This window comes from Microbacterium sp. CGR1 (genome assembly GCF_051062835.1).
Classification (GTDB): Bacteria; Actinomycetota; Actinomycetes; order Actinomycetales; family Microbacteriaceae; genus Microbacterium.
On the sequence record NZ_JAOTPG010000001.1, the window covers coordinates 1,587,441 to 1,604,653 of the forward strand.

Annotated in this window: 17 protein-coding genes; 3 read left to right on the forward strand and 14 right to left on the reverse strand. The window is 67.8% G+C overall.

Going from position 1 to position 17,213, the window contains the following annotated elements; genetic code table 11:
• Positions 1 to 205 precede the first annotated feature (205 nt).
• The 5 genes from OD997_RS07860 to OD997_RS07880 form a co-directional block, all read right to left on the reverse strand.
• On the reverse strand, positions 206 to 1,357 hold the full coding sequence (locus OD997_RS07860; RefSeq protein ID WP_434331097.1) for a cystathionine gamma-synthase: 1,152 nt from the start codon (positions 1,355 to 1,357) through the stop codon (positions 206 to 208).
• Positions 1,358 to 1,434: 77 nt separating this feature from the next.
• Entirely contained in the window at positions 1,435 to 2,811 is a 1,377-nt protein-coding gene (locus OD997_RS07865) for a cystathionine beta-synthase (RefSeq protein WP_434331098.1), read from the reverse strand.
• 89 nt (positions 2,812 to 2,900) lie between these two features.
• Entirely contained in the window at positions 2,901 to 3,860 is a 960-nt protein-coding gene (locus OD997_RS07870; RefSeq protein ID WP_120494123.1) for a carbohydrate ABC transporter permease, read from the reverse strand.
• Complete coding sequence (locus OD997_RS07875) at positions 3,857 to 4,996, reverse strand: carbohydrate ABC transporter permease (RefSeq protein WP_431071187.1); 1,140 nt, start codon at positions 4,994 to 4,996, stop codon at positions 3,857 to 3,859. The genes OD997_RS07870 and OD997_RS07875 overlap by 4 nt, the downstream gene beginning before the upstream one ends.
• Before the next feature lie 107 nt (positions 4,997 to 5,103).
• Positions 5,104 to 6,420, reverse strand: a complete 1,317-nt coding sequence (locus tag OD997_RS07880) for an ABC transporter substrate-binding protein (protein ID WP_434331099.1) — start codon at positions 6,418 to 6,420, stop codon at positions 5,104 to 5,106.
• A gap of 281 nt (positions 6,421 to 6,701) precedes the next feature.
• On the opposite strand from OD997_RS07880, the gene OD997_RS07885 reads away from it, so the two are divergent.
• Entirely contained in the window at positions 6,702 to 7,706 is a 1,005-nt protein-coding gene (locus OD997_RS07885; RefSeq protein WP_434331100.1) for a LacI family DNA-binding transcriptional regulator, read from the forward strand.
• Between the two features lie 115 nt (positions 7,707 to 7,821).
• Here OD997_RS07885 and rplL read toward each other — a convergent pair whose 3' ends face one another.
• From rplL to OD997_RS07900, 3 genes are all read right to left on the reverse strand, one after another.
• Entirely contained in the window at positions 7,822 to 8,205 is a 384-nt protein-coding gene (rplL, locus tag OD997_RS07890; protein ID WP_056514013.1) for a 50S ribosomal protein L7/L12, read from the reverse strand.
• Positions 8,206 to 8,255: 50 nt separating this feature from the next.
• Positions 8,256 to 8,744 (reverse strand): 50S ribosomal protein L10, encoded by a 489-nt coding sequence (gene rplJ / locus OD997_RS07895; RefSeq protein ID WP_053097428.1) that lies wholly within the window; start codon positions 8,742 to 8,744, stop codon positions 8,256 to 8,258.
• Positions 8,745 to 8,978: 234 nt separating this feature from the next.
• Positions 8,979 to 10,772 (reverse strand): glycoside hydrolase family 15 protein, encoded by a 1,794-nt coding sequence (locus tag OD997_RS07900; RefSeq protein ID WP_434331101.1) that lies wholly within the window; start codon positions 10,770 to 10,772, stop codon positions 8,979 to 8,981.
• Between the two features lie 51 nt (positions 10,773 to 10,823).
• Between OD997_RS07900 and OD997_RS07905 the strand changes: the two genes are divergently transcribed.
• Both OD997_RS07905 and OD997_RS07910 read left to right on the forward strand, forming a co-directional pair.
• Positions 10,824 to 12,188 carry a glucose-6-phosphate dehydrogenase gene (locus OD997_RS07905; RefSeq protein ID WP_434331102.1) on the forward strand — a complete coding sequence of 455 codons (1,365 nt, stop codon included), beginning with the start codon at positions 10,824 to 10,826 and terminating at the stop codon, positions 12,186 to 12,188.
• Positions 12,189 to 12,269: 81 nt separating this feature from the next.
• Positions 12,270 to 12,962, forward strand: a complete 693-nt coding sequence (locus tag OD997_RS07910; protein ID WP_434331103.1) for a YqaJ viral recombinase family protein — start codon at positions 12,270 to 12,272, stop codon at positions 12,960 to 12,962.
• Between the two features lie 16 nt (positions 12,963 to 12,978).
• Here the strand turns inward: OD997_RS07910 and OD997_RS07915 are convergent, their stop codons facing one another.
• From OD997_RS07915 to OD997_RS07940, 6 genes are all read right to left on the reverse strand, one after another.
• Positions 12,979 to 13,488 carry a hypothetical protein gene (locus OD997_RS07915; RefSeq protein WP_434331104.1) on the reverse strand — a complete coding sequence of 170 codons (510 nt, stop codon included), beginning with the start codon at positions 13,486 to 13,488 and terminating at the stop codon, positions 12,979 to 12,981.
• The gene (locus tag OD997_RS07920) at positions 13,485 to 14,144 is read right to left on the reverse strand and encodes a hypothetical protein (protein WP_434331105.1); all 660 of its coding nucleotides are present in this window, start codon (positions 14,142 to 14,144) and stop codon (positions 13,485 to 13,487) included. Before OD997_RS07920 ends, OD997_RS07915 begins: the two co-directional genes overlap by 4 nt.
• Entirely contained in the window at positions 14,144 to 14,788 is a 645-nt protein-coding gene (locus tag OD997_RS07925) for a signal peptidase I (protein WP_434331106.1), read from the reverse strand. Before OD997_RS07925 ends, OD997_RS07920 begins: the two co-directional genes overlap by 1 nt.
• 40 nt (positions 14,789 to 14,828) lie before the next feature.
• Positions 14,829 to 15,425, reverse strand: a complete 597-nt coding sequence (locus OD997_RS07930) for a SipW-dependent-type signal peptide-containing protein (protein ID WP_434331107.1) — start codon at positions 15,423 to 15,425, stop codon at positions 14,829 to 14,831.
• 23 nt (positions 15,426 to 15,448) lie between these two features.
• The gene (locus OD997_RS07935) at positions 15,449 to 16,072 is read right to left on the reverse strand and encodes a SipW-dependent-type signal peptide-containing protein (protein ID WP_434331108.1); all 624 of its coding nucleotides are present in this window, start codon (positions 16,070 to 16,072) and stop codon (positions 15,449 to 15,451) included.
• A gap of 230 nt (positions 16,073 to 16,302) precedes the next feature.
• Positions 16,303 to 17,178, reverse strand: a complete 876-nt coding sequence (locus tag OD997_RS07940; protein WP_434331109.1) for a LysR family transcriptional regulator ArgP — start codon at positions 17,176 to 17,178, stop codon at positions 16,303 to 16,305.
• Positions 17,179 to 17,213 lie beyond the last annotated feature (35 nt).

Below are 17,213 nucleotides of genomic sequence, written 5' to 3' on the forward strand. Positions count from 1 at the left end.
TGCGGTCGGATCGTCGATGAATTCTCGAAACGATTCGATCCGGGCGAAGTCTCCATGTTACAGCGCCCGCGTGCACCGGCACGTCCCCGCCGGAGACACCTGCATGCCGAGAAGACGGATGCAGGCCGAAACGCGAGGTTTCGACCTGCATCCGTCTTCTGAACATGCGTCTGTGCGGCCTGCGCGCAGACGGTGTCCGGCGGAGTCAGTTCAGGCGAGCGAGCCCCTGCTCGAGATCGGCGATCAGGTCGTCGACGCCCTCGATGCCCACCGAGAGGCGCACGACGTTCTCGGGCACGGCGAGCTCGGTGCCGCGCACCGACGCATGGGTCATGTCCGGCGGGTATCCGATGAGGGATTCGACCCCGCCGAGCGACTCGGCGAGCTGGAAGAGCTCGGTCGACTCGGCGAAGGCCTTCGCCGCGTTCGCGCCGGCGGAGAGGCCGAGCGAGAGCATCCCGCCGAATCCGCTCATCTGGCGAGCAGCGATGTCGTGGCCCGGGTGCGAGGCGAGACCCGGGTAGTAGACGGTCGCGAACTCGGGACGCGCAGCCGCCCACTCGGCGATCGCCTGCGCGTTCTCGGAGTGCTGGCGCACCCGCACGGCGAGCGTCTTGATGCCACGCGTCGTGAGCCACGCATCGAGCGGTGCCGACACGGCACCGACGGCGAACTGCTGGAACTTGATCTGCTCGTAGAACCTGTCGTCTCCGAAGACCACGGCACCGCCGAGCACATCGGAGTGCCCGCCGAGGTACTTCGTGGTGGAGTGCACGACGAGGTCGGCGCCGAGTGAGAGCGGCTGCTGCAGCGCGGGAGATGCGAAGGTGTTGTCGACGACGGCGATCGCTCCGGCTGCATGCGCGATCTCGGCGATGAGCGCGATGTCGACGATCTTCAGCAGCGGGTTGCTCGGCGTCTCGACCCAGACGATCCGGGTCTCGGGGCGGATCGCGGCGCGCAGCGCATCGGCATCCGACAGCTCGACCGTCGTGGTCTCGATGCCCCACGGTGCGAGCACCTTGGTGAGCAGACGGTAGGTGCCGCCGTAGACATCGTTGCCGATCACGATGTGATCGCCGGGCTTCAGGATGCCGCGCAGCAGCGCGTCTTCCGCGGCGAGACCCGAGGCGAAGGACAGCGCGTTCGCCCCGCCCTCGAGAGCGGCGAGCTGGGTCTCGAGCGAGGAACGCGTCGGGTTTCCCGCACGGTTGTACTCATACCCGTCACGGAATCCGCCGATGCCGTCCTGCACGTGCGTGGAGGCCTGATAGATCGGCGGGATGATCGACCCCGTGGTCGGGTCAGGCGCCTGACCTGCGTGGATGGCTCGGGTGGCGAAGGCATGCTCGGACATGTGACTCAGCCTACGTCCGCCTCACCCGGGGCATCCGCACCTGTTACGCCCTGCGTCAGCGCGACGTCAGCGCTGCGTCAACGCGAGATGTACGAGAGCAGGTCCTGTCGGGTGAGCACGGTGTGCGGCTTGCCGTCGAGGGTCACGAGCAGGGCGTCGACCTCGGCGAGCGCGGCCCGCGCCTGCGCGAGAGGAGCGTGGATGCCGATGAGCGGCAAACGCTCCCCCACATGATCGCCCACGGCATCCGCCGGCTTCGCGTCGCCCCGGAACAGCAGGTCGAGCAACCCCTTCTCATCGACGGTGCCGACGACCTCGCCCATCATCACCGGCGGTTCGGCGCTCAGCACCACCAGCTGCGACACGTCGTACTCGGTCATCATGCCGATGGCCTCGAGCACGGTGTCGGTCGGGTGCGCATGCACGAGATCGGGGATGCCGTCGCCGAGGCGTGACGAGCGCGCAGCGAGCACGTCGGCGACCGTCTCGCCCTCCTCCACCTCGCTGAACCCGTAGGACCGCATCCATCCGTCGTTGAAGATCTTGCTGAGGTAGCCGCGCCCGCCGTCGGGGAGCAGCACCACCATGACGGCATCGGCAGGCAGCTCGCGGGCGACGCGCAGCGCGCCGACCACGGCCATGCCGCTCGATCCGCCGACGAGGATGCCTTCTTCACGGGCGAGGCGGCGGGTCATCGCGAACGACTCGGCGTCGCCGACCGCCACGATCTCGTGCGGGATCTTCGGGTCGTAGGCGCCGGGCCAGATGTCCTCGCCGACCCCCTCGACCAGGTACGGCCGTCCGGTGCCGCCGCTGTAGACGCTGCCCTCCGGATCGATGCCGACGATGCGCACGCGGTCGTCCGAGACCTCGCGCAGGTACCGTCCCGTGCCCGTGATCGTGCCGCCGGTGCCGACTCCCGCGACGAAATGCGTGATCGTGCCGTCGGTGTCTCGCCAGATCTCGGGACCCGTGGTCTCGTAGTGGCTGCGAGGGCCGTTCGGGTTCTCGTACTGATTGGGCTTGAACGCCCCGGGTATCTCGCGGGCGAGCCGGTCGCTCACGCTGTAATACGACTCGGGGCTGTCTGCCGCGACCGAGGTCGGTGTGACGACGACCTCGGCACCGTAGGCGCGGAGGACGTCGATCTTGTCCTCGCCGACCTTGTCGGGCAGCACGAACACGCACTTGTATCCGCGCTGCTGGGCGACGAGCGCCAGGCCCACCCCGGTGTTGCCGCTCGTCGGCTCGACGATCGTGCCGCCGGGTCGCAGGTCGCCCGAGGCCTCGGCCGCGTCGATGATGCGCGAGGCGATGCGGTCCTTCGCGGATCCGCCGGGGTTGAGGTATTCGAGCTTCACGAGCACGGTGCACTCCACGCCCTCGGTGACGTGCTGGAGCTTCACGAGGGGCGTGTTGCCGACGAGGTCGACGATGGAGTCTGCGTACTTCATGTTCACAGCGTACGTGCGACGATGCCGCGACCGGGGTTGTGTTGCACCCGGTCGCGGCATCGTGTGTTCCGCAGCTCTGTGAGAACTGATCAGCCCTTCGTCGAACCCGCCAGGAGTCCTCGCACGAAGTAGCGCTGGAGCGAGAAGAACACGATCAGCGGCACGATGATCGACACGAACGCTCCGGCTGTGAGCAGGTACCAGCCCTCACCGCGTCCGGTGATCTCGGCGAGCACCTTGGTGATCGGCGACGCTGCACCGTCGGCGAACACGAGAGCGACCAGCAGGTCGTTCCAGACCCACAGGAACTGGAAGATCGCGACCGATGCGATCGCCGGCATCGTCAGCGGCAACACGATCCGGAAGAAGATCTGACCGCGGGATGCACCGTCGACGCGGGCCGCCTCGATGATCTCGCCGGGGATCTCCGACATGAAGTTGTGCAGCAGGTAGATCGCCAGCGGCAACGCGAACATCGAGTGCGCGATCCACACCTGCGCGTAGCCACCCGACACATCGAGCCCCTGGGTGACCTGCAGACCGAACAGGTTGATTCCGCGAGAGAACGACGACAGCAGAGGAACGAGCGCCATCTGGATCGGCACGATCTGCAGCGCGAATACGAAGATGAACAGGGCGTTGCGCCCCTTGAACTCGATCCACGAGAACGCGTACGCCGCCATCGCGGCGATCATCAGCGGGATGATCGTGGCCGGGATCGTGATCACGATCGAGTTGAAGAACGACTCGAGGATGGTCAGCTGCGTGGTGCCCGACTGCAGCACGGCCGCGTAGTTGTCGAGCGTGAACTGCGGGTTGGTGAAGAACGTCCACCACCCGGTGGTCTCGATCGCGTCCCTCTCACGGAACGACGAGATGAACAGTCCGAGCGTCGGGATCGTCCAGAGGACGGCGATGACGATCGAGGCGACGGTCGCCCATGGGCGGCTGAGTCGCTTGCGTGCGCGGCCGGCCGAGGCTTCGAAGCGTCCGGCGGTGGTGATCGCCCTCGTGCTCTGGCCGGTGTCTGAGTTCACGGTGTCGGTCATCGGATCTCCCGCTGCTTCTTGATCTGGCGTGCGTTGTAGATCACGATCGGCAGCACCAGGATGAACAGGATGACGGAGAGCGCAGCGCTGCGTCCCGCCTCGAACTTGGAGAACTGGGTGTACATCTCGTTCGCCAGAACCGACGTGCCGTAGTTTCCACCGGTCATCGTGCGGACGATGTCGAACACCTTCAGCGAGGCGATCGAGATCGTGGTGAGCACGACGATGAGAGCCGGCCTGATCGAGGGGATCGTCACCGAGCGGAATCGCTCCCAGGCATTCGCGCCGTCAAGTTCTGCCGCTTCGAGGAGCTCGGTCGGGACGCCCTTGATGGACGCCGACAACACGACCATCGCGAAACCGGTCTGCACCCAGATCAGCACGACGATGAGCGCCAGGTTGTTCCACGGTCCGTTCAGCAGGAACTGCTGCGGTTCGCCGCCGAACCACACGAGGATCTGGTTGAGAAGACCGATCTGCTCGAACTCGGGACCGCGGTAGGCGTAGACGAAGCGCCAGATGATGCTCGCGCCGACGAACGAGATCGCCATCGGCATGAACACCAGGAGCTTGTAGATCTTCTCTCCGCGGGTCTTGTCGATGAACACCGCGTAGGCGAGACCGACGATCGTCGAGAGGGTCGGCACCAGCAGCACCCACACGATCGTGTTCACGACCGAGGTGACGCCGTCGGACTGCGTGAAGATCCACAGGTAGTTGGAGAAGCCGACGAAGTCGCTGCCGGTCGAGTTCCAGAACGATGCGTACACGGTCTGGATCGACGGGAGGATCAGGCCTGCCAGCAGCAGCAGGATCGCCGGGGCCATGAAGGCGACCAGCTGGATCAGGTACCCCACACCGTCACGCGATCGGTAGTCCAGGAAGAAGAACAGGGCACCGACGGCGACCGCTACTCCCATCGCCCAGTAGTAGGAGTTGAAGAACCACATCACCGCGAACGGGATGAGGAGGCACATCGCGAGGCGGATGCCGGTGTAGAGGGCGCCCTTGCGGGGCGCGATGTCGACGAGAAGCAGGATGACGACGACCACCACCGCGAAGGCGATGACGACGGCGAGAGCCTGGGCGATCGGGGGCAGTGACCCGATCCATTGGAAGAACACAGTCGCGTTCATGGATTCCCCTTCATGAGACGGAGCTGATCAGCGGTCCGCGCGACCATGCGCGGACCGAGTGGGAGATGAGAAGATGGGCCGCCCGTCGGGCGGCCCACCTCATCCGGTCAGCTGGAGGGCCAGCCGGTCTCGATCTGCGTCAGCACCTCATCGGTCGAGGTTCCGTTGATCCAGGCGACCATGCCCTTCCAGAACGTTCCCGAGCCGACAGCACCCGGCATCTGGTCGGAGCCGTCGAAGCGGAAGGTCACCGAGTCGTCCTGCAGCAGCTTGATCGACTCCTGGAGGATCGGGTTCTCGACGGCTTCGATGTCGACGCCCTTGTTCGCGGAGGTCACGCCGCCGAGAGCCAGACGCTTGTCGGCCCACTCGGGGCTCGAGAGGTACTCGAGCACCTTCTGCGTCGCCTCGGAGTCGCTGAACGCGCCGACGATCTCGCCACCACCGGTGATGAAGGTCTCGTCTTCGCTCTGGCTCGGAAGCAGGAAGGCCCAGACGTCACCCTCTTCGGAGATGTCGGTTCCCTCGGGGAAGAAGCCCGAGAGGAAGGACGCCTGGTGGGTCAGCGCGCACTCGCCGCTGGCGACCGCCGGTGCCACATCGCCGAATGCGGTCGAGTTGATCGATCGCACGTCACCGAAGCCGGCGTTGACGTAGGCAGGGTTGAGCAGGAGCTCACCCGTGGCGTCGAACGCCTCCTTGATCTGGGGGTCAGTGAACGGGATCTCGTTCTTGACCCACTGGTCGTAGACGTCGGCGCCGGAGTTGCGCAGCACCAGGTCCTCGATCCAGTCGGTTCCGGGCCAGCCGGTCGCGACGCCCGACTCGAAGCCGGCGCACCAGGGAGCCTTGCCGCTCTTCTCCTGGATGGTCTGTGTGAGGGTGAGCAGTTCGTCCCAGCTCGTGGGCTCTTCGACGCCCCACTCGGCGAACTTCTTGGGCGAGTACCAGACCCAGCCCTTGACGCTGGCCATCAGCGGTGCGCCGTAGAACTCGTCCTCGTACGTGCCGAAGTCGACCCATCCCTGAGTCCAGTACTCCTTCGCGTTCTTCTCGACCGCGTCGGGTGCCGGCTTCAGGTAGTCCCGTGCCGCGTAGTCCGCGAACAGACCGGGCTGGGGGAAGATCGCGATGTCCGGCGGGTTGCCGCCCTGTGCGCGGGTGCCGAGCTGCGTCTCGAAGTCCTGGCTGCCCTCGTACTTGATCGTGATGTCGTTCTCCTTCTCGAAGTCCGCCCACGACTCCGCGAGGAGCTCCGCCTCACCCTCGACGATCGTGCCGTAGATCGTGACGGTGTTGTCGCCGCCACCTCCACTGCCTCCGCCGTCCGTGCCACCAGGAGCACCACAACCGGCGAGCGCGATGCCCGCGACTCCCAGCAGGGCGATCGGCGCGTAACGCCGCGAACGCTGTGACAGACCCATGTGAATTCTCCTCTTCGAGTTTCACGGCTCCCGCCGTGTTCTGCGCCGCCCCTGGGCGCAGAATCGGGAACCGATTCCAGGACAACCTATCGGGGTCCGATACCGCGGCACAATAAGCCAGGATCACAACACGGCAACCTTTCCGATGGTTCACGCACGATGCATGGGAGCGCTCCCTCACGATTCGTGTGGAACCGGTTCCTTTCAGCCCGGACACGGGCTACGCTGACATCGGCGCGCAGGAGGGGCTGAGGCGTCACACGCATGGTCGAGGAGGACCGATGAGCACGATCGCGGACGTCGCGGCGCGTGCCGGCGTGTCGAAGGCCACGGCGAGTCGAGCACTCAGCGGCCGCGGGTACGTCTCGGAGGACACCCGCAGGAGAGTGGCGGATGCCGCCGATGAGCTGGCCTATGTCGCTCATTCCTCCGCCACCAGCCTCGCGACCGGACGCACCCAGACCGTCGGCGTGATCATGCCCCCTGTCGACCGCTGGTTCTTCTCGGAGCTGCTCGCCGGCATCCAGGAATCGCTGTTCGCCCTCGACTACGAGCTCGCCCTGTACGGGATCCGCGAGGGGACCGAGACGCGTGAGCGACTGTTCGACGCCGTGCTCCCCGGTCGACGCTTCGACGGGATCATCGCGGTCGGCATCCAGCCGAGCGCGCAGGAACTCGAGCGTCTGCACCGCTCGGAGCGCCCGCTCGTCAGCGTCGGACCGTACAGCGAAGGGTCCAGTGCCGTGTCGATCGACGACGTCGCCGCCGCGCGCATCGCCACCGAGCACCTGATCGAACTGGGCCACACCGACATCGCCTTCGTCGGCGGGTCCGCCGACCCCGACGACCTCAGCTTCGGCGATGCCCAGCGCGTCGAAGGATATCTGGAGGCCCTGGCCGCGGCCGGACTCGAGGCGGTCGCGCGGATCGCGGACTCTCCCCCGACCATGCCCGGTGGCTACGCCGCCGCTGTCGAGCTGCTCGGCGACCGCCGAGGCCGCCCCACCGCGATCATCGGCGTCTGCGACGAGGCCGCGATCGGAGCGATGATCGCCGCGCGTCGGCTGGGGATCGCGGTGCCCACCGAGCTGAGCATCGTCGGCGTCGACGACCACCAGCACGCCGAGATGTTCGCGCTCACGACCATCAAGCAATCGCCGCGCGAGCAGGGGCACGAGGCCGTGCGTCTGTTGCAGCAGCAGATCGACCGCCCGGATGCTCCGCGGGAGCGCACGCTCACGGCATCCGCTCTGGTCGTGCGCAGCTCCACCGCCGGTCGACGCTGAGCGTCGTGTCGCTCCGTCGCGCCCAGGACGCACGAAAGCCCCGGGCGAACCCGGGGCTTTCGTGAAGCGTTCAGACGCATCCAGGGCGAGGCACTAGGCCGCGACCTGGAACGGATTACTTGAGGGTAACCGTGGCGCCTGCCTCTTCGAGGGCAGCCTTGGCCTTCTCGGCTGCTTCCTTGTTCGCGCCCTCGAGCACGGCCTTGGGAGCACCGTCGACGACAGCCTTGGCCTCGCCGAGACCCAGCGAGGTGAGCTCGCGGACGGTCTTGATGACCTGGATCTTCTTGTCGCCAGCAGCCTCGAGGATGACGTCGAAGGAGTCCTTCTCTTCCTCAGCCTCGGCACCTGCGCCAGCACCAGCGGCACCTGCGACGGCGACGGGGGCAGCAGCGGTGACCTCGAACTTCTCCTCGAACGCCTTGACGAAGTCGTTGAGCTCGATGAGGGTCAGGCCTGCGAACTGCTCGAGCAGCTCCTCAGTGGTGAGCTTAGCCATGATGTATCTCCTAGATAGATGGGGTTTGTTGAACGAGAACGTCAGGTCGCTTACGCGGCCTCGGCGGTCTCCAGCTTTTCGCGAAGAGCATCGATGGTGGCGGCAGCCTTGCCCATCGTGGCCTTCATCATGCCCGCAGCCTTCGCCAGCAGAACCTCACGGCTCTCGAGCGCGGCGTACTTGTTGACCTCGTCGGCAGAGAGGGCGTTGCCCTCGAAGATGCCCGACTTGATCACGAGAAGCGGGTTGGCCTTGGCGAAGTCACGAAGAGCCTTGGCAGTGGCGACGAAGTCACCGTGCACGAACGCGACGGCCGACGGACCCTTGAGGTCGTCGTCCAGCGCGGTGATGCCAGCCTTGTTGGCGGCGATCTTGGTCAGCGTGTTCTTCACCACGGCGTACTCAGCGTCCTGACGGATGCTGTTGCGCAGCTCCTTGAGCTGGGCAACCGTCAGACCGCGGTACTCGGTCAGCAGAACGGCAGTCGAGTTCTCGAATGACTTCGTGAGCTCGGCGACCGATGCATCCTTCTGCGCCATGGTCACTCCTTGGTGTGTACGAGGTGCCTCACGGCGGTGAGGCACCGGGTCCGACCCCTGGCAACAGAAAAGCTCCGGCGCAAGCGCACGGAGCTTTGGAAAGTTCGTGTCCTGCGCGGGCCCCTGCTGAGCAGAGCTTCAATCCTCTTGCGCTTGCGCGCATGACGATGACCAGCGGTCTTCGGTTGATCCCACTGTACCTCACCGCATCCGCTCTCCCCAAATCAGGCGGGATCAGCGTCGATGCGCCGCGCGGCCCCCATGGCCCCCGAGTGCGTCGGCGGCGCGGATGAGGCTCAGGTGCGAGAGCGCCTGCGGGGTGTTGCCCGCCTGCCGCGTGTTCGCGACGTCGTACTCCTCCGACAGCAGGCCGAGGTCGTTCGTCATCTCGATCAGCCGCGCCATCAGGCCACGGGCATCGTCGACACGGCCGCTCGTCGCGTACTGCTCGACCAGCCAGAAGCTGCAGGCGATGAAGGGATGCTCTCCCCCGTCGAGTCCGTCGACACCGGACTCCGTGCGGTAGCGCCGGAGGAATCCGCCCGTGAGCAGAGTGCGCTCGATCTGCTCCACCGTCCGCAGCATCCGCGGGTCGTCCGGAGCGCAGTACCCGACCTGCGGCAGCACGAGCAACGAGGCATCGACCTCGGTCGAGCCGTAGTGCTGGACGAAATACCCCTGATCGGCATCCACCCCGCGCTCGTCGATCTCGCGGCGCAGTCCGTCGCGGACCACCGACCACCGATCGGCGTCGCCTGGGAGGCCGTGCTCCCGCACTGCGCGCACGCCGCGGTCGAGGGCTGCCCACATCATGACCCGGGAGTGGGTGAACCACTGCGGCTCGCCCCGGATCTCCCAGATGCCGTTGTCCGGCCGGTCGATCGATGCGATCACCTGCTCGATCAGCGCCCGCTGCAGAGGCCACGAGAAGTCGCCCTCCTCGAGGCCCGCGATCCGCGCAGACTCCAGCGCGACCAGCACCTCGCCGATCACGTCGCCCTGATACTGGTCGACCGCGCCGTTGCCGATACGCACCGGGGCCGCACCTCCGTAGCCCGGCAGGCTCGTGAGCTCGCGCTCGATCAGGTCGCGCTCCCCCGCGATCCCGTACATGATCTGCACCTCGTCCGGCTCACCTGCCACGGCGCGCAGCAGCCATCGCCGCCAGTGGTGCGCCTCGGCGAGGAAGCCGTGCGCGATGAGCGCCTCGAGGGTCAGCGCGGCATCCCGCAGCCAGACGAAGCGATAGTCCCAGTTGCGCGAGCCGCCGAATTCCTCGGGGAGCGACGTCGTGGCGGCGGCGACGATCCCGCCGGTGTCCTTGTTGGTGAGAGCCCGCAGCACCAGCAGCGACCGCACGACCTCGCCGCGATACGCGCCCTCGTGCTGGATCCCGCTCGCCCACCCCTGCCACCACGATCGCGTGGCGACGATGGCGTCGTCGACGTCGAGAGCAGCTGGTGAATGCTCGTGCGAGGGGAACCAGCTGAGGGTCAGATCACGGACCTCGTCTGCAGAGACGGTGAACTCCGCCCTGTGCCGGTGATCCTCGGCGACCAGCCGCACACCGCGCACGATCACCGCTTCCGGCCCGGCCGTCGCGCGCAGCGCCGGCTCCTCGCTCGTGCCCACCTGTCGCACCCACGGCAGCCGGCGTGAGTAGTCGAAGTGCAGCCGCAGTTCGGTGACGAACTCGACATGGCCCGAGATGCCGACGATCCGACGCACGACATCGCTGCGTGAAGAATGCAACGGCATGAACTCGTGCACCTCGGCGACGCCGTCAGCGGTCTCCCAGCGGGTGACCAGGATGAACGTGTCCGACACGTAGTGGCGCTGTGCGGTCGCCGCATCGTCGAGCGGACGCAGGCTCCAGCATCCGTTGCTCGCGTCTCCCAGCAGCGCTCCGAACAGCGACGGCGCATCGAAGCGAGGCAGGCAGAGCCAGTCGATGCTGCCCTCCTTCGAGACGAGCGCACCGGTGCGGCAGTCGCTGAGCAGGGCATAGTCCTCGATGGGAGCGGGCATCGACCGATCATGACACGACTCTCGGTGGGGCGGACGGGTTACGGTGGGACCATGGCCGATGCGACGACGCTCGTGATCCTCGGAGCCGGTGGCGATCTCACCTCCCGGCTCCTCCTTCCCGCGCTGGGACAGCTGCTGACGCGGGAGCCCTCCCGCGCGGTGCGCGTCATCGGCGCCGACCGAGAGGATTGGACGGACGCGGATCTCGAGTCCGTGGTCCGCACCTCGTTCGCGTCGATGGATGCCGAGCAGGCGGCCTCCCGGGTCGACGTGTCCTACGTGCGCACCGACATCACCCGACCCGACGACCTGCGCGCGCTGCTGCAGGATCGTACAGGGCAGGTCGCGATCTACTTCGCCGTGCCACCGGCGGTGGCCTCGGCATCCATCGAGGCGCTGACACCCGAGATGCTGCCGGATGGGGCGATGCTCGTCATGGAGAAGCCGTTCGGCACCGACGAGGAGAGCGCGCGAGCGCTGAACCGCACGCTCACGGCGCTGGTCCCGGAGAGCCAGGTGTTCCGCGTCGACCACTTCCTCGGCAGATCGACCACCCTCAACCTTCTCGGAGCGCGCTTCGCGAATCGCATCCTCGAACCCCTCTGGTCTGCCGAGAGCATCGAGTCGGTCGACATCGTCTACGACGAATCGCTCGCGCTCGAGGGACGCGCCGGCTACTACGACGCCGCCGGAGCCCTGGTCGACATGATCCAGAGCCACCTGCTGCAGGTGCTCGCCGTGCTGGCTATGGAGGAGCCTGCCACGCTCGACGAGGTCGACTTCCGCGAAGCCACGAGTGCAGTGCTCCGCGCGACCTCGGTGTGGGGCGACGACCCGGGGGCATCGTCACGTCGGGCGAGGTACACGGCCGGAGACATCGACGGCACGGCGAAGCCGTCGTACGTCGACGAACCGGGGGTCGACCCCGCGCGCCAGACCGAGACCCTCGCCGAGGCGACGTTCGAGGTGCGCAACGCCCGCTGGGCGGGTATCCCGTTCCGGCTCCGCTCCGGCAAAGCTCTCGGGACGCCCGCCCGGGAGATCGTCGTGCGCTTCCGTCCTGTACGCCACCTTCCCCGCGGACTCACCGGCACCTCCGACGGCGCCGTCCTCCGCTTCTCCCTCGGCCCCGACCGGATGTCGCTCGAGCTGAACCTCAACGCGTCGGACGACCCGCTCGAGCTCGAACGCGCGACCCTGTCCGCCGAACTCGGCGAGGGCGCTCTCAAGGCCTATGCCGAAGTGCTGTCCGGCGTCCTCGACGGCGACCCGATGCTGGCCGTGAGGGGAGACGCCGCGGAGCAGTGCTGGCGGATCGTCGCACCGATCCTCGAGGCGTGGCGGCGCGACGAGGTTCCGCTCGAGGACTACGTCGCAGGTTCGTCCGGCCCCGAGGGCTGGCCGGCACTCGGCTGAGAGCGGGCCCGATCCGGAAGGGATGCCGGGGCGCGGCGTGTACGGGGAACGAGAGTCCGCGACCGGGGTTACGCTCGATAGGTGACCCCGGAACTCCAAGCTCGCATCGTCGCGGACTCCCGCGACCGCGTGGCCTGGATGCGAGCCCGCTCACGCGGGATCACCGCGACGGATGTGGCCGGACTCACCAGCGAGAGGTCGATCATCCGAGCCGCCGATTCGAAGCTCGGTGGCGGCCCCCGCTTCGGCGGCAACGCGTACACCGACCACGGCCGGCGCCGCGAGCCCGAGATCGCCGCCTGGGTGGCGGCGACGCACGGCATCCTCCCCTCCTCCGCCCTGTTCCGCGCCGAGGTCGAGCACCGTCACCTCGCGACTCCCGACGGCATCGCCGTCGACGCCGACGGACGCGTCAAGCTCGCCGAGATCAAGACCACCAACAAGGCCTTCCGCGGCATCCCCCGCACCTACCTCCGTCAGGTGTGGTGGCAGCAGCACGTGCTCGGCGCCGAGCGCACGCTGTTCGTCTGGGAGGAGCACGTCGACTTCGCTCCCATCCACGACGAGCCGCGCTGTGTGTGGATCGATCGCGACGACCGTGAGATCGCGAAGCTCGTCGGCCTCGCCACCGACCTGATCGACGAGCTGTACCGCCGCACCACCGGCCTGCAGGTGCCGGCGCGTATCGCGGAGGCCACGGCCGCGGCAGCGGCCAGCCGCCGCGAGCATCTCCGTGAGCGCGACGCCTTCCGTGCGCTCGCCCTCGCCGACTGACTCCGCCCGCCCGATCTCAGGTGCAGGACGCGTTGAGTCCGAGCAGCGCGATCGACAGCTGACGGGATGACCCCGCCGACACCCATGACGTGCCCACGAGCAGGTTCGTCGCCGTCAGCGTGGTCGTGCTGCCGAGCAGATTCGAGATGAGGCTCGTGAGCAGGGCCTGCGTGAGCACCGCCGAGTGCGTGTATAGACCGGCGGCGGGCCCGGAGGTCGTGATGTTGCTGGCGGGCACAGTCGCCGTCGTCGCCCCCTGCGTGAGCGTGAGCCTCACACCGGTCGCGGGATAGAGCGATGTCCAGTCGATCCTGACGCTCTGGAAGATGCCCAGGCCGTTGTTGGTCACGGCGCAGGCGATCACGGTCGGCGGGGGAACGGTGAACGCCGTGATCGTCGCGCGCCCGTACTCGGAGTCCGTGAACGCGGCATCCGTGACCTGTGCGGCCGGCGCCGTCCCGACGCCGATGAGAAGCGCCATACCCGCGACGCCGGCGAGGATGCGATGCCGCCGCCTCACACTCATGACTCGCCCTCGCCGACGACAGCCTCACGAGCCGGCATCCGACGACGATGCGCGACCGTCGATGCGAGCCCCGCACCGAGCAGGACGACGCCTCCGGCGACGAACCACGGAATGACCGGCGGCAGACCGGTGGTCGCGAGTCCGCCGCCGCCGTCGGGCCCGATCACAGCGGACTCCCCCGCGCCCCGCGCGTGCACGCGCACCTGCGTGCTGCCGGGTTCGTCCCCGGCGAGCGCGATGACGAACCGCAGATGGGTGACCTCGGTGTCTGTGGTCTGGAGGAGCTGCACCTCGACGCCGTCACGCGGCACCGCCCAGCCCTCCTTCAGCGACACCTCTCCTGCCGCGCATCCGCTCGCATCCCATGCTTCCGCGCATTCGAGAGCGTCGACCACCAATGGCGCGTCGCCGCTGGCACTGATGCTCACTGTCACGGTTCCCGGATCCGGAGCGTCGGCGCTCACCGTGACATCCCACTGCACAGGTTGGCCGGGCAGCAGGCTCGACGCCGCATCCCAATCGGCGACGGAGACGAGACGGAGCACGTCGCCCTGCACGACCTGCGTCGAGGGAGCGGCCCAGGCGGGAGACGCCGCGATGACGACGCCGACGACGAGCGTCGCGACGACCACCGCTCGCCCGGTCCGCCACGTCATCAGCCCGGCTCCAGTGATGTGCGTCGGCGACGGACAGTCGACGAGCGCGGCCAGAACGCCCACACGACGAGCATCGTCGCGGCGACCGTGAGCGCACCCAGCACGTAGGGGTTGCCCATCGCGACGATCACCGACGCGATCCCCGGCACCGAGAGCAGCACGACCCGCACCGTCTGCACCGTGTACGGGTACGGATCGTCGCCCGCGTTGGCGTCTCCCCGCATGGTGATGACCCGTTCGGCGTCGGTCGCCCCCGCCGAGATCGAGGTGACGCGGTGGGTGACCGGAAGGTCGCCCGGGCGGTCGACCGTGACCACGTCGCCGACCTCGATCTCGGAGGCCGGAATCTGCTGCACCACCGCCACGGATCCGGCGGGGATCGTCGGCGACATGGATCCGGTGCGGAACATGATGAGGGTGATGTTCGCGGTCAGCGCGAGCACGACCAGCACCATGCAGACGACGCCGGCGATCGCCGCGATCCACAGCAGGATGTCGGCGAGCACCCGACCGACACCTCGCCGCGCCCCTCGCGTCGGGACCGACGACACCGGGCCCGATGGCACGGGAGCGGCGGTCAGCCCCGCGGGCTCGCCGAGGGACGCGGCCTGCTCGCGCAGGCTCCGCCTCGTCGGTGTGCTCATCGACGCTCTCCCCCTTCTCTCGTGCTGCCGCTCGCCGCCGTCACGACGATGTGCCGGCCACCTGCCAGGTCTGGATCGCCGTCAGACCCTGCGCACCGTTGGCGGCTGTCGACGGGAGCGTCACCGCGATGCAGTAGTTCACCGTCGTCCCGGCGTTCGCCGCGACCGCCTGGGTGCCGGTGCCCCCTGTCGCCATCGTCGAGTTGTCCGGCACGACGGCCGTGCCCGCCGAGTAGGTGGTGCCGTTGCAGGTCGTCCCGGTGATCGAGCGGACGCCGTAGCGGAGATACGTCCCGAGTCCGGTGCCCGCGGTCGACGTCACGCTCAGCTGCAGCGTGCCCGCGACCGAAGGATTCGCCGTGCGCACACTGAACAGTGCGTACACGGTGTTGCCCGGTGCCATGGCATTGAAGGGCGCGCTGAACGACAGCGCCGCCGGGGTGCCGACGGGGTGGCTCGAGAACGTCGTCCCATCGGTCGACCCGACGATGTCGAACCGTCCCGCGGTGAAGGTCGCGCTGGCATACTCCGAGTCGTTCCATGCGGCGAGCGTCATCGTCGCACCGACGCCGAACACGAGCCCGCCCGCGAGCAGGGCGCGTATCCGACGGGAGCGCAGTCGCTTCCTCTCCCGCATGCTTCTGCGGGTGTCGGCCATGATCAGTTCGCGGTCGAGGTGGCGGTGAACTTCCAGGTCGCGGTGGCCGATGTGCCCTGGGTGAGTCCTGCGCCTCCGGTGACGGCGAAGCAGAGCTGGACGGCCGTCCCGGCTGTACCCGCGGTGGCTCCCTTCGTGAGCGGCACCGACGTGGGAGCGGTCTGGGCGCTCAGAGTCGTACCCGTGGCCACGACGGTGCCCGTCGCACCCGCGCCGCACGTGGCCCCCGGTGCGATCGCGGTGACGACGTACGAGAGATTGGCCTCGTTGCCTCCGGTACCCGCGGTGACCCCCGTCGGCAGCAGCGTGGCGTTGTTGGTCGTCGTGCTGTCGAGACGCACCCAGAACGGTGCGTACACGACGTCACCGGGTGCCATGGACGACGCCACGGCCGGAAGCTGGAAGACGAGCGTCGCGGCCGCGCCGCCCGTGTCGACGTTGTGGCTGGCGTACCCTCCCGTCGCGCTGGTCGTGGACCCTTCGAGATTGAACGAACCGGCGGTGAAGGTGCCTGTGGCGAACTCCGAGTCGTTCCACGCCGCGAGGGTCACCCCGATTCCGACTCCGAGCACGAGCCCTCCGGCCAGCACTGCGAGAACCTTGCGTTGCGTGTCCTTCGTTGACATTGCACATTCCCCCTCAGGAATTCCGACGCGCAGATGCCTGGGAACGGCCGCCCCTCAGTGGCCTGCATCTGCGTGTTCAGTTCGTTCGGGTCAGTTTTGTCCACGCCTGCGCGCAAATCAAGGGCATCCGGATCACGATTGAACATCTGAGGCGTAATCAGGGCGATAAACGTCCAGGTGTCTTGTGAATCTGTCGAGCGGCCGACGTACGTCGACCCGGCCCCGAGCCGTCAGTTCGCGAGAACGCGCCGCGCTTCGGCTGCGATCTCGGCGGCGATCGTGTCGAGCAGCGCCGAGCGCAGGTTCCACTGCTGCCAGTAGAGCCGCACTCGCAGCGGGGGTCCACCGAGGGGCACGAGCCCGTCGTCGCGCTGCAGCAGCGGCACCATGCCCCACCCCAGTCCGAGGCGCACCGCCAGCGCATAGTCCGCGGAGGCCGGCACGTAGTGTCTCGGCACCCCCTGATGCGGCACGCCCATCGACGCGAGCCACTCATGCTGCAGCGCATCGCGGCGATCGAAGTCGACGAAAGGCGCCGCCGCCAGAGTCTCGGGGCCCACGCCCGCGCCGAACCAGCGCTCGACGAATCCGCGCTCGGCCATCGCGTGGTACTCCAGCACGCCGAGCGGTGCGACCGAGCATCCCGCCACCGGCTCCGCCTCACTCGTGACCGCCGCCATCACCGTGCCCGATTCGAGGAGCCGCGCGGTGAAGTTCTGGTCATCCCGATGCAGATCGAAATCCAGGTCGTGAGCAGCAGAGAGCCGCGCGAGCGGGGACAGGAACCAGGTCGCCATCGAGTCGGCATTGACCGCGAGAGGGATGCGGGTGCGCGGAGCCTCACCGCCTTCGAGCCCCAACCCGGCGAGAGCGTCATGCTCGAGCAGGGCGACCTGTCGCGCGAGCCGCACCACCGCCTCCCCCGCTTCGGTCAGCTGCACCGGCTTCGTGCGCACGACCAGCACGCGTCCCAGCTGTTCCTCCAGTGACTTGAGTCGCTGGCTGACCGCGGAAGGGGTCACGCGCAGGGCGCGGGACGCCGCATCGAGGGTTCCCTCATCCGCGACGGCGGCGACGGTCGCGGCGAGCTCGGGATCGATCTTCACATTAGTGATGCTAATGGTTCAACAGTGATCCTCGC